Here is a 12,493-nt window from a genome sequence, read left to right on the forward strand (position 1 = left end):
TTCGATGACTCCACATAATACTCTCGATGCACATGACTCTTAAAGGAGGAAATATATTTGACAAATCAATTCGAAACATCTCAAAACATGCAAGGCGGAGCGGTTCCCCCATCGATGAATCACGGTGGACATGAGTTATTTGATGTCAAAGAGGTTTTAAGCGCTACTCTTGGAGCATTGAACCAAGCGATGATTTTACGTCCACATGTCCAAGATCCAGAACTTCTCGATATTCTTGATCGACAATACCGATTCACGCTGGATGAGTACAATATCCTTGTCGAAAGTTTTAAGACTGGAAAAGACCCTTCACATCCTACACAGCGCTATCAAATGAAAGCAGGCAGCGATTTCATTTACGGGATGAAAGAAAAAGCACCGTCTAAACCTATTCAATCTACAGGTGAAATCAATGATGAAATCATCTCCGGCTTTTTGCTAGGCGCTACAAAAGAAGGCGCTACAGGCAAAACCGCTGCTTCATTAGAAGTATGTAATCCAGTCGTCCGCCGTGTACTTGCAGATTCTGTGCCCAACTGTATAGAGATGGCATACGAATTGTCCATTTACCAAAACAAGCATCAGTATTATCAAGTTCCACAATTAAATGATCAGGATATGAATATGTTGCTTAATTCTTTTGCATCTTTTCAAGGTCAACCCGGTATGCCGAATAACCTTCAATAAGTTAACGATTCAAGCAGATGGAGTTTTTCTCCATCTGCTTTTTGCTTTTACACTCGTTATATTTGTATACTATGTAGAAGAATACAATAGAGGAGTGTCTATATGAAAGTTGCGATCTTTGATTTTGATGGTACGTTGTACACTAAAGAAACCTTTAAATTACTCATGGAACAATTAAAGAATCATCCTACGTACAAGCAGCATTATAGAAAGTTCTATCGTTCGATATTACCACTTTACATTCGCTATAAATTAAAGATACTGCCTGAATCTGTTATGAAAGAGCGCTCGATGCACATTTATCTTAAAGCCTTAGACTCACTGACGATAACGGAACTTCAAGAGTTTTTTAAAAGCATGCATACCGTAATGTTGCCGGACTTCAATGAACAAGTCATTAATCGACTGGCAAAGCATCGTAGTGACGGATACCATGTCTTGCTCGTTTCTGGAGCCTACACTCCTTTCTTAAAAGCAGTTACAAGTCACCTGACATTTGATCAAATTATTGGCACAGATATCCCTTCAAATGGCGAACAACTCGCTATGGATCAGCCCTTATTACATATTCAAGGTACACGTAAAAATGAACAAATTTACCAAGCACTACATGGAGAAACTATCGACTGGGTCAATAGCTATGCCTATGGAGACAGCATTTCCGACCTTCCAGTCTTAGAGAAAGTTGGCTTCCCTGTGGCAGTTCGTCCAGATGAAAAACTTACTGCTGTGGCCAAACAAAGAAATTGGGAAATATTATAAAAAAACGCGAAGAGCTCTGATAGTTTCAGAGCTCTTCACGTTAAGTGGATTTTAATGTATTAATATATAAACTACCATCTGTCTGAATTTCTGCATAGAGAACATGCTCAGGCTTAGAAATCCCCTGCTTTTTTAATTGTTCTGTTAGCCACGTATCGGTCAATTGAAGTTCCCGCATATTCTTTTCTTCTACTTTCCCGTTAGTAATGATTTCAGTTGGAATATATTTTGGCGGTGGTGATGGGGCTTTGACATCTTTCTTTGTCGCATACTTCTCGCCTGCATTTAGCATGACACTCAAATTACCATTCGTTTCGAATATCGCGTAATTTACATCCTTCATTGAAAATACCGACTGCTCTCGTAACATCATATTTAGATCATTGAAACTTAACCGTAATTTACGCATGGAACCTTCTAGAATTTTTCCATTCTGAATGACAATCATTGGTTTATCATCAAGTAATACGCGAAGCTTGATGGATTTGAATGATAAAAAGTTAGCAATGATCGTTAACACTGCCCATAAAACCATTCCATACAAACCATTTAAGAAAGGTGTTTCCGACTCTCCTGCCAAGTTGGCTGCAATCGAACCGATTGTAATACCTGTCACATAATGAAAGAAAGTCAATTGAGACACTTGTTTCTTCCCCATGAAACGCGCCAAGATTAACAGTACAATAAATGAAATCACCGTTCGTAAAGTCATTTCCCAAAAAGCCAATTCCCAAAATTCATCTATGTTCACTGCATACACCTCCAGTATTCGGAGTATGTGCAAATTATAGCAATTTATACAGCAATTCTTTTAACTCCAGTTATAAGGTGTTTTCTGGTAGACATAGTAATTGAGCCAATTGGAAAATAATAAATGCGTGTGGGAACGCCATGTATTCATAGGTTCTTTTGATGGATCATCATTTGGATAATAATTTACAGGAATATCAATATCGGCACCTTTTTCTACATCTCGAGAATATTCATCTCCCAACGTGTGTGCATCGTACTCTAAATGTCCAGTTACCATAATATGCTTTGCATCATTTGAGATCACGATGAATGCACCTGCCTCTTCAGAAGATGAGAGAAGAGTCAAATCGGGATGATTCTTTATCTCTTCTAATGAAACACCCGTATGGCGTGAGTGTGGCGCTACAAATACATCATTGAATCCGCGTGCCAAATTCACTGTCGGATCGGTAATGTCATGTGAAAATACTCCAAAACACTTCTTTGTCAATTCGAACTTATCAATTCCGTAATGATGATAAAGCGCTGCTTGAGCACCCCAGCAAATATGCAGAACAGATGTAACATTCGTTTTTGTCCATTCCATGATTTCTTCCAACTCTTGCCAATAGACTACATCTTCAAATTGTAGAAGCTCAATTGGGGCACCTGTAATAATCATACCGTCAAAACGACGATTTTTGACATGTTCAAAAGTAGTATAGAAGGTTTCTAGATGGGTCTGACTGACGTTTTTCGAAACATAGGTAGCTGTATTAAGGAACGTGACATTTACTTGTAAAGGTGTATTGCCAAGCAATCGAAGCAATTGTAACTCGGTCTTCTCTTTTTCAGGCATTAAGTTCAAAATCAATATGTTAATTGGACGGATATCCTGTGTGATCGCACGTTCTTCATCCATAATAAAGATTTTTTCTTCTTTCAGTAATTCTCCTGCTGGTAGATGTTTTGGTATGTTAATCGGCATGCTATTTCCCCCTTGACGTTCTTTTATTACTATTTCTATACAAAAAAGCCCTCAATTCTCTTAGATAAGAAAATGAGGGTTGACCGTTCATCGTTCTTATCTCTCAAGACAACAATCTTGTTGGAGGTAGCACCTTCCTGTATGCACAGAGGTTGCTGAAGCTTCATCAGGCCAAATCCCTCAGCTTCTCTTGATAAGAAATATTTAATTACTGACTATTATAGCATTAATAATTTAATTGTATAGCAGAATTATCAAATTGTTCTGCGCATTCAAGCTTTGTAAATTGTAGATAGTATTTTTTGGTGTATAATAGAAAATACCAATTACTTTTCTTCGAGGAGGAGCTTATGAAGTCTTTAGGTATTGTTCGAAAAGTTGATCATCTCGGGAGGATTGTCATTCCAAAAGAACTTCGAAATTCTTTGTCGATCGATAAGGGTGATCCGATTGAAATTTTCGTAGAAGATGATAGAATCATTTTGAGAAAATATCAGGTTAACAGAGCGTGTTTTATCACCGGTGATGTGATGGATGAAAACAAACAATTGTCAAACGGTCTATACATCAGTCCACGAGGCGCAAAAATCCTTATAGAGCAACTGAAAGATTTCACATAACATAAGACTTAAAAGCTTATGCTAGAATATCTTTTTATAAAAAAGAGAACTGAAACCAACTTTTACAGTTGTCTTCAGTTCTCTTGTTAAATTGCTCCAATATTCCCTCATGGAGAATCAATGCGTTACGTTAGACTATTAATAAACTCTTCGATCTCTTCTTTAGTTTTATGGTTTTTACTAACGAAACGGCCTGTTTCTGTTCCTTCGCTGAATGCCACGAAACTAGGAATACCGAATATATCCAACTGACTACAAAGATCTATAAATTCATCTCGATCAATCGAAACAAATTCATACTCTGCAAATTCTTTTTCTAGTGTCGGTAAGAATGGTTCTATCACTCTGCAATCGGGACACCAGTCTGCAGTGAATAAGAAAATCACTCTTTCTTGTTGTTTAAGTTGCTCAAATTGCTCTAGAGATTCTAATTTTCTCAATTTCCAACACTCCTCTAACTGAATAGTATAAGCTCACTATAACACTCTTACCTGCACTTTTCCCCTTCAGACGACTTAGGCTATTTCCTACCACTTAGTTCAATTCAAGTTGTTTTTTTATAATTAACCGCCCAAACACGAACGTTCACAAATAATTCAATAACTACGTTCGCGTTTGACAGTTTTTCGTTTTTTCTGGAAAAGCAATTGACAATAGTTTTTGACGTGTTATGATTAATTCTAAATTAATAGTTGTTAAACAATTTTGACGAAGAGATACCTTCCTAAAAAGAATTTTCCAGAGAGCTGACGCAGTGGTGAAAGTTAGCAAATTCCGCGGTTGGGGGCACTTCCGAATTGATTAGCTGAACATCTAGTAGGCTGATCCGTCACGTGCACGTTACGCATGCTGAATGAAGGCTGCAATTGCAGCGAAACAAGGGTGGTACCGCGTTAGTTTATCGAGCTTTTCGCCCCTTACTTATACGTAAGGGATGGAAGGCTTTTTTATTTTACCTTTAAGGGGGGTAGCACGAAACATACATATACGGTCAATTGCTTCACATTTTTCCAAACAAAAACACTACAAACAATCGAAGGAGAGAATGAATATTATGGCTTTTAAAATACTTATTAGTGACCCACTTAGCGAGGATGGAATTTTCCCATTACGACAAGCAGAAGGATTTGAAATTGTAATGGAAACTGACATGACACCCGATCAGTTGAAAGTACGTATCAAAGATTTCGATGCACTATTAGTTCGTAGTCAGACGACAGTTACAAAAGAATTGCTCGAAGCAGCTGATCAATTAAAGATTATCGGTCGTGCAGGTGTAGGTGTTGATAATATTGATTTGGACGCAGCTACCGAAAAAGGAATTATTGTTGTGAATGCTCCTGACGGTAACACAAACTCTGCAGCTGAGCACACAGTCGCAATGATGATGTCTATGGCACGCAAAATCCCTCAAGCTTTCAACTCGTTGAAGAACAATAAATGGGATAGAAAGTCATTCCTTGGTGTAGAATTGAAAGACAAAACTTTGGGAATCATCGGGCTTGGCCGTATCGGTGCTGAAGTTGCAAGACGGGCAAGAGGACAACGTATGAACGTAGTGGCATATGACCCGTACCTAACGGAAGATGTTGCAAAGAAATTAGGTATTGAAATTGGAACAGTTGATGAAGTGCTTAAAGTAGCGGACTTCATTACAGTTCACACACCTTTACTAAAAGAAACGCGTAGAATGATCAATAAAGAGGCATTCGAGAAAATGAAAGACGGCGTACAAATTATCAACTGTGCACGCGGTGGAATCATTGATGAAGATGCACTTTACGATGCAATCGTTGCCGGTAAAGTAGCGGGTGCAGCATTGGACGTATTCGAAGAAGAGCCATTCCTTGACCACAAATTATTAACTTTACCAGAAGTAATTGCGACTCCACACTTAGGAGCGAGTACATTCGAAGCACAGGAATCAGTAGCGGTCGACGTAAGCCGTGATGTAGTGAACTTCTTGACAATAGGATCTGTTCGTAACCCAGTAAACTTGCCGTCTGTTTCTCGTGATGTGTTGGCAAAAATCGAGCCTTTCTTCGATCTGACAGAGAAATTGGGTATGTTCTTATCACAAATCCAAAACTCAGTTATACATGAAATCAATATTCAATATGCTGGTGAATTGGCAAACTACGATGTACGCGCATTAACGCGTAACACAGTCAAAGGTATTTTGAAGCGTAATCTTGGAGAAACTGTCAATGATGTAAACGCGAAGTTATTAGCCGATCGTTATGGCATCAAAGTGAACGAGCAAAAGACAACTACTGGAAAAGGTTTCTTGAACTTGATCACAGTAGAAATTGTTACTGAAAAAGGTATTCGCAAAGTAGCGGGTACACTACTAAACGGGCTTGGCGCACGTATTGTAAAAGTAGACGATTATGTAGTAGATGTGATTCCAAGCGGTCATTTATTATTTATCCGCCACATGGACCAACCAGGAGCAATCGGTCGTGTAGGTACACTTCTAGCAGAAGAGAATATCAACATTGCAGCGATGCAGGTTGGACGTTCCACTGAAGGCGGATATGCTATTATGATGCTAGCTGTTGATAACCACGTCGAATCAGCTTCTATCAAGCGTATTAAAGAAGTTCAAAATATAAATGATGCAAAAGCAATCGATTTATAAGAATATAAAAATCCAGCTGATATTCAGCTGGATTTTTTATGTACGATCAACGAAGTAATCAAACCCCATAGCAGTCAGTATTCCGAACACTAAACACCATAGTGCAATGCTTACGGCTGACCAAATTGCGGTATTCATTTTTTTCGCACCTAATACTAGACCAATAAAAGCCGCGATATGTGTTCCAATTAATATTGGTCCCGCAAGTGCTAAAACCGGTAATCCATAGGTGTTCATAATTTGTTCTGCACGTTGTTGGCGTTTCGACTGGCTTTTCCCCTTCTTTTGTTTTCTACGTGCCATCCATTCTTTAATATGTTGGAAACCAACAATCAAAAGAAGAACAGTTGCCATATTGCCCGCAAATGAAAGAATGATCACCCACATAGGTGATAGACCTCGAATAATCCCTAACGGAACGACAATCATGATTTCAATCCACGGTATAGCCGCTCCAAAAAACACCAAGAAATAGCCTAACATGATTTACCTCCTTACTGTACGAACAATTAAAAATAAGTATAACAGAATCAAAACCGATGAGATGATCTCATCGGTTTTCTAATGTGGTAAGTATAGAAAATAAACCATGTAAGTTGTCAATTTCATACGTAGGTTTCACTTCATCATTGGGAAGCTTATTTTCACGATTAATCCAGACATTACGCATACCCACACGACTTGAACCTAGAATGTCTGTCATCAAGTTATCACCAATCATTAGCGCTTCATCTGCTTGGATCCCACTTAAATCAAGAACATGCTTGAATATAGAAGCATCAGGCTTTCCTTTACCGAATGCCCCAGAAACGATAATATGATCAAAGTAACCAGGTATCTCAGGTGAGATTGTTAGTTTAATCTGTTGTAAACTTGGCGACCCATTTGTCAATAAAATTAACTGGTAGGTCCCTTTCAATTTATCCAACACTTCAAATGTCTCTTCGTATATATATGGATTATTCTTGCGCTCTTTTGGAAATACATCAGCTAATTCCCAACCAAACGCTTCATCATCAATGCCTAATTTCTTCAATCCATTGACCCAAGCTTTCTTTTGATAGCCAGGAACAATTTCTTTCATTTTCTGAAATTCTTCCCCCTCATCGTCAAAAACACCCCAGAGTCCTTCAAAGGGATTAATTCCGATATTTTGAGTATGTGGAAATATCTCATATGTAGCATACAAGTCTCTTGCTTCCTGGCGTACCGCACGCTCAAGTTCTACTGGATTGACTCCTGTTTTCTTCGTCGCATACTCACATGTTTTTTGAAAAGCCATAGAAATACTCTTGGCGTCCCAGATCAATGTATCATCCAGATCAAAAATCAAGGTTTTAATCATCGTGACAGCCCCTTTGCAATTGTAATAATTCAGTTATCTCCTTCTCTTATTATACACATTACTTACATGATTTGTTAGTACGTTCCCTAAACCAAAGGCTATACACAGATTTTTTTGTGCTAGTATGCATACATTTTGGAGAGTAAGGGAACCTACTGAATAGGAGGTGAGCTGGAATTGGTACAACATTACTTTATCGGCATCTCTATTGCTCATCCTGTCGATGACATAGCCCAGCAATTTCGAAAAGAATATCAATTGAATGAGAAATACAGAAACATTCCACATGCTAAGGACTTGCATATGACCATGCGCTATATCGGAGAGCTTGATGACGCCAAACTTCCTTGGCTAAAATCCAATTTACAGAAAATCGCTAATTCGCATACAGAATTCACAGTGTATTTACAAGGCTTATCATTTTTCGGATCTGCAAGTGGACCACGTGTCGTTTTTCTAGCGGTTCAGGCTTCCGAGACATTATGCGAATTACAAAGGCAAATCGCCAGGCGTACAGAAAAGATACTTGAGTTAGAAAAAGATACTCGTTTCGTTCCACACATTACGATAGCTAAAAAGCGCAAGACTACAGATAAATTGCAATTAGAAAAAAAGTCTATAGAACCTGTTCCCCTTATAATAGAAGGTTTTACTTTATTTAAGATTCATCCCAAAGCAAGCCCTTCGTATGAAGCCCTCGCTCATTTCCCATTAAAAAGGAGTTGATTGCAAACTACGCAATCAACTCCTTACTGTTTTATTACACTTTAAATCGTGACATATCATTTTGAAGTTGTTCTGCAAGTTCTGCCAATGTTTGTGAACTAGATGTCATTTCTTCATTAGCCGCTAACTGTTCTTCTATTGCAGCACTAGTGGATTGAGCTTCCGCCGCGGCTTGGATTGCCAATTCTTCCACTCGTTTAGCTCCATCTGTTACTTCATCTGTCATCGCACGAATCTCCTCGATTGCCGCTGATACTGTAGATACTTTTTCACTGACATCTGATGTTGCATGCTCAATATCCATGAAGATGGCATTTGTTTTCTCTGTTGATAATAAACCTTCTGCCACACGTTTTCTACCTTCATCCGTACTCATTACTACTGTTTCTACATCATGAATAATCGTATCAATCATTCGACCAATTTCTTGTGTAGATTGCTTGGATTGTTCCGCCAAATTCCGCACTTCTTCAGCTACGACAGCAAAACCTTTACCGTGTTCTCCTGCGCGTGCTGCTTCAATCGCTGCATTAAGTGCAAGTAAATTAGTTTGTTCGGCAATCGCTGCAATCATTGATGTAACGCCACGGATACTCTCAGTATGTTTGGACATTTTATTGATGGTTTCCATGGAGTCATCAATCGTCTCACTGATATTGGTCATTTGTTCGGTCGTTTCTCCCATTAAAGCAGAACCTTCCTTCACCAATCGTGCCACGTCTTCTGCTGAATTCAACATCTCTTCATTATCCTGTGTAATAACATCAATGGCTGTTATCATCTCTTCCATGGATACAGTAGATTGATTGACAATATTGGCTTGCATGTCACTCGTCTGTAGGTTTTTTTCCGAGATTTCTGCTACCATTTCAGAAGCTGCCAAACTTTCTTCTGCACTGGCAGACAATTGTTCCGACTGTGCCGCCAAATGCAAAGCGGAACTTTTCGCTCGATCAATAATGCCTCGTAAATCAGCAACCATTTCATTTAGCGTAATAGACATATCGCCAATTTCGTCATTATTTTTGATTTTCACTTCTTCTATAGCAAAGTTTCCTGCCGATACTTCAGCCAGCGCATTTGTCATTCTGCCTACCGGACGACTAATCAAACGATTGATGATCGTCGTGATTACTACACTTCCAATGATTCCTAATACAATTAAGATAACCATTAGCATATTAGCGCTTTTAGTATAACTCGCCACTTCTTTTTCCAATTCTTCTTGCTGTTGTCTCTGATAATCCGTCATTTGATTGATATTATCAGAAATCGTTTGTTGATAACTTGCTCCATTCGTTCCAATCACAAGCGCTTGATCATCATTTCCTGCACGTTTCTCTTCTATTATAGAAAGTAGTACTTTATCGTATTCTACACTCGCTTCCCGAATAGATACCAATGCAGTCTGCATAGTGTTGTTACTAAGGATTTTTTCCAATTCAGTTAAGCGGTCTTCTATACGTAATTGAGTTTCTTCTAATTCTTTTATGTAAGATTCTGAACCATATAACATAAATCCTCTGATATCTTTCGCTAAATTATTTTGATCGCTTTGTTGTTGCTCTAGCAAAATAACTTTATGCATTCGATCGTTAATTAAAAATGAATACTTTTCGTTAACACTCTTCAATGCTAGGAACCCTATTGAACCGATAATAATGATGATAATGACCAGACTCATAAATCCAATCCATAACTTTTTTCCTACTGTGAACTTCATATTCTACATTCTCCCTTATTCAATTATCAATATATGCATGTATTTGGTATGCACTTCCAATTATACTCCACACTATTCATATTCGTACAGGTATATTTAGCGTTCCTATTAAAATAAAGTATTCTGTATATAGGCTTAATGATTCACATACGCATCTCCTATTATAGTTACTTGGTTACACTGAATATGTAAGTAAGCATAATTAATATATCTTTATACACTACAAATACAATAAGTAAATCTGAGGATATACTGATCAAAGCTAAAATTGACTTTAAATAGTCTATTAATGAATTTCAACTTATGTTAAACATCATCGTTGTTACTAAGAATCTTTTTACAATTCTCTTGATTATTCAGTAAAAACCCGCATAGTATGACATAATTTTTTTCTTTCGTCAGAATGGTATTTTTTTCGCTTTTCTAGTATACTAGAATATCATGACCCTTGAGAGATGTACTCAAGGTAATTTTGCATTTCTACATAAATACACAGTAAATCAGTAGTATAAGAATGAAGTGGTTAGGATGTGTTACTCGTGTCAACAGAACTTTTTATCACAACGGACTTTCAACGCCGATGGGTCAATGAATTGACTGAGGCAGGTCCGTTTTTCAGCAGCTTTTCAGAACGATCGGATGAGCTCTCAAAATTCCCATTAGAGAATATAGAAAAGCTTATCAATATGGGCTATACGACACTAACTCTACCTAAAGAGTTCGGGGGTGCGGGTACCACAGTAACGGACATGGTGCTCTTCCAGGAGACTATTGCTCGTTTCGATAGTGCTACCGCTCTTGCCATTGGTTGGCATCAAGGAGTCGTTGGGGAACTGTATGAGAATCGTAAGTGGACGGAAGAACAATTAGCTCAGTTCAGTGAGGCAATTCAGCAAGGTGCCCTTGTGAATCGCTCCGTCACTGAAGCGCAAACCGGTAGCCCTACACGTGGTGGCCGACCACAAACAACAGCTGTACGCACTAATAACGGATGGATGATTTCAGGCGAAAAGACATTTACGACTATGGCACCTGCCCTTACCCATATCCTCGTGTCTGTTTGGATTGAAGAAAAACAAAAAACAGGTTTTTTCTTGTTACCAAGTGATACAGCGGGACTTTCCATCAGAGATACTTGGCATATGATTTCCATGCGCGGTACAGAAAGTCAGACACTTGTACTAGATCAAGTGGTAGCAACGGATGATCAGTTAGTCGAAGTAAATGAAGCACCACGTGGCAACAACCAAAACGGCTGGCTTCTTCATATTCCCGCATGTTACATGGGAATTGCCCAAGCGGCACGTGATTACGCGGTACACTTTGCATCAACTTATCAGCCAAACAGCCTCAATGAGCCTATTGCTTCCCTTTTCAGTATTCAAACACAAATCGGGAAGATGGATTTAGAGCTGATTAAAGCACGTCATTTACTTTATGATATCGCGAGAATTTACGATGATCCTGCTCGTCGAGTTCATTTACAAAATGAACTTGGCGTAGCTAAATCCATTGTAACGAATAGTGCGATAGAAATTGTTAACTTAGCAATGAGGATTGTAGGCGCAAAAAGTTTGGAAATGTCGAATCCCCTTCAACGATATTATCGCGATGTGCGGGCTGGTCTTCACAATCCGCCGATGGATGACATGACGATTACAAAGCTGGCGCAGGCAGCAATTAGTGGGCAACAATGATTAAACGTCTACTCGTGAGCGGTTATAAAGCCCATGAATTAGGTATTTTCAATGAAGACCATAAAGGTATTCCTATCATCAAAAAAGCGTTAACAGATCAATTGCTATCTCTTCTAGACCAAGGACTCGAATGGGTTATAGTCAGTGGACAGCTTGGAGTGGAAACGTGGATTATTGAATGTGTGTGGGAGTTGCAAGAAGACTACCCGAATTTACAATACGCAGTCATTACACCATTTCTTGATCAACAGTCGAAATGGAATGAAATAAAGCAAGAAACATATGAACAAATCATATCACTTGCAGATTATTCAGTGAGCCTGACCAACAAACCGTATGAAGCACCTTGGCAGTTTGTAGAGAAGAATAAGTTTCTACTTCGAAATTCGGATGCTTTATTACTTCTATATGATGAAGAAAATGAAGGTTCACCGAAATTCCTTAAAAAAATGGCGGTACAATTAGCCGAGACAACCAACTATGAGTTATTGTCTATAACCGCTGATGATTTACAACTCATCGCGGAAGATTTACAGCGAGAACAATGGGAATAATAAAAAGCGAAATGCCAA

13 protein-coding genes and 1 riboswitch are annotated in these 12,493 nt (G+C 38.6%); of the genes, 7 read left to right on the top strand and 6 right to left on the bottom strand.

The window, feature by feature from the left end:
• The first annotated feature begins 51 nt into the window (after positions 1-51).
• Positions 52-687, top strand: a complete 636-nt coding sequence (locus CSV68_RS01495) for a spore coat protein (RefSeq protein ID WP_369802890.1) — start codon at positions 52-54, stop codon at positions 685-687.
• Between the two features lie 102 nt (positions 688-789).
• Complete coding sequence (locus CSV68_RS01500; protein WP_099632672.1) at positions 790-1,449, top strand: HAD family hydrolase; 660 nt, start codon at positions 790-792, stop codon at positions 1,447-1,449.
• 40 nt (positions 1,450-1,489) lie between these two features.
• Here the strand turns inward: CSV68_RS01500 and CSV68_RS01505 are convergent, their stop codons facing one another.
• Both CSV68_RS01505 and metA read right to left on the bottom strand, forming a co-directional pair.
• Entirely contained in the window at positions 1,490-2,194 is a 705-nt protein-coding gene (locus tag CSV68_RS01505) for a YetF domain-containing protein (RefSeq protein WP_369823461.1), read from the bottom strand.
• Positions 2,195-2,260: 66 nt separating this feature from the next.
• Positions 2,261-3,169: a homoserine O-acetyltransferase MetA gene (gene metA / locus CSV68_RS01510; RefSeq protein ID WP_099632671.1), complete on the bottom strand. Its 909-nt coding sequence runs from the start codon at positions 3,167-3,169 to the stop codon at positions 2,261-2,263.
• Positions 3,170-3,262: 93 nt separating this feature from the next.
• Positions 3,263-3,369: riboswitch (SAM riboswitch) on the bottom strand.
• Between the two features lie 150 nt (positions 3,370-3,519).
• Between metA and CSV68_RS01515 the strand changes: the two genes are divergently transcribed.
• On the top strand, positions 3,520-3,789 hold the full coding sequence (locus CSV68_RS01515; RefSeq protein WP_099661310.1) for an AbrB/MazE/SpoVT family DNA-binding domain-containing protein: 270 nt from the start codon (positions 3,520-3,522) through the stop codon (positions 3,787-3,789).
• Positions 3,790-3,914: 125 nt separating this feature from the next.
• Here CSV68_RS01515 and CSV68_RS01520 read toward each other — a convergent pair whose 3' ends face one another.
• Positions 3,915-4,229 (bottom strand): thioredoxin family protein, encoded by a 315-nt coding sequence (locus CSV68_RS01520; protein WP_099632669.1) that lies wholly within the window; start codon positions 4,227-4,229, stop codon positions 3,915-3,917.
• Positions 4,230-4,843: 614 nt separating this feature from the next.
• Between CSV68_RS01520 and serA the strand changes: the two genes are divergently transcribed.
• Complete coding sequence (gene serA, locus CSV68_RS01525) at positions 4,844-6,430, top strand: phosphoglycerate dehydrogenase (protein ID WP_099661311.1); 1,587 nt, start codon at positions 4,844-4,846, stop codon at positions 6,428-6,430.
• Between the two features lie 36 nt (positions 6,431-6,466).
• Here the strand turns inward: serA and CSV68_RS01530 are convergent, their stop codons facing one another.
• Both CSV68_RS01530 and CSV68_RS01535 read right to left on the bottom strand, forming a co-directional pair.
• The gene (locus tag CSV68_RS01530; protein ID WP_099661312.1) at positions 6,467-6,913 is read right to left on the bottom strand and encodes a small multi-drug export protein; all 447 of its coding nucleotides are present in this window, start codon (positions 6,911-6,913) and stop codon (positions 6,467-6,469) included.
• Between the two features lie 67 nt (positions 6,914-6,980).
• Positions 6,981-7,775, bottom strand: a complete 795-nt coding sequence (locus CSV68_RS01535; RefSeq protein ID WP_099632666.1) for an HAD family hydrolase — start codon at positions 7,773-7,775, stop codon at positions 6,981-6,983.
• A gap of 177 nt (positions 7,776-7,952) precedes the next feature.
• On the opposite strand from CSV68_RS01535, the gene thpR reads away from it, so the two are divergent.
• Positions 7,953-8,501 (top strand): RNA 2',3'-cyclic phosphodiesterase, encoded by a 549-nt coding sequence (thpR, locus tag CSV68_RS01540; protein ID WP_158233476.1) that lies wholly within the window; start codon positions 7,953-7,955, stop codon positions 8,499-8,501.
• 34 nt (positions 8,502-8,535) lie between these two features.
• On the opposite strand, the gene CSV68_RS01545 is transcribed toward thpR, so the two are convergent.
• Positions 8,536-10,224 carry a methyl-accepting chemotaxis protein gene (locus tag CSV68_RS01545; RefSeq protein ID WP_099661314.1) on the bottom strand — a complete coding sequence of 563 codons (1,689 nt, stop codon included), beginning with the start codon at positions 10,222-10,224 and terminating at the stop codon, positions 8,536-8,538.
• A gap of 539 nt (positions 10,225-10,763) precedes the next feature.
• Between CSV68_RS01545 and CSV68_RS01550 the strand changes: the two genes are divergently transcribed.
• Together CSV68_RS01550 and CSV68_RS01555 are read left to right on the top strand one after the other, a co-directional pair.
• Positions 10,764-11,921 carry an acyl-CoA dehydrogenase family protein gene (locus CSV68_RS01550; protein WP_199168330.1) on the top strand — a complete coding sequence of 386 codons (1,158 nt, stop codon included), beginning with the start codon at positions 10,764-10,766 and terminating at the stop codon, positions 11,919-11,921.
• The gene (locus CSV68_RS01555) at positions 11,918-12,475 is read left to right on the top strand and encodes an SLOG family protein (protein WP_099632661.1); all 558 of its coding nucleotides are present in this window, start codon (positions 11,918-11,920) and stop codon (positions 12,473-12,475) included. The genes CSV68_RS01550 and CSV68_RS01555 overlap by 4 nt, the downstream gene beginning before the upstream one ends.
• The last annotated feature ends 18 nt before the right edge of the window (positions 12,476-12,493 follow it).

Source organism: Sporosarcina sp. P29, assembly GCF_002743265.1.
Taxonomy (GTDB): Bacteria; Bacillota; Bacilli; order Bacillales_A; family Planococcaceae; genus Sporosarcina.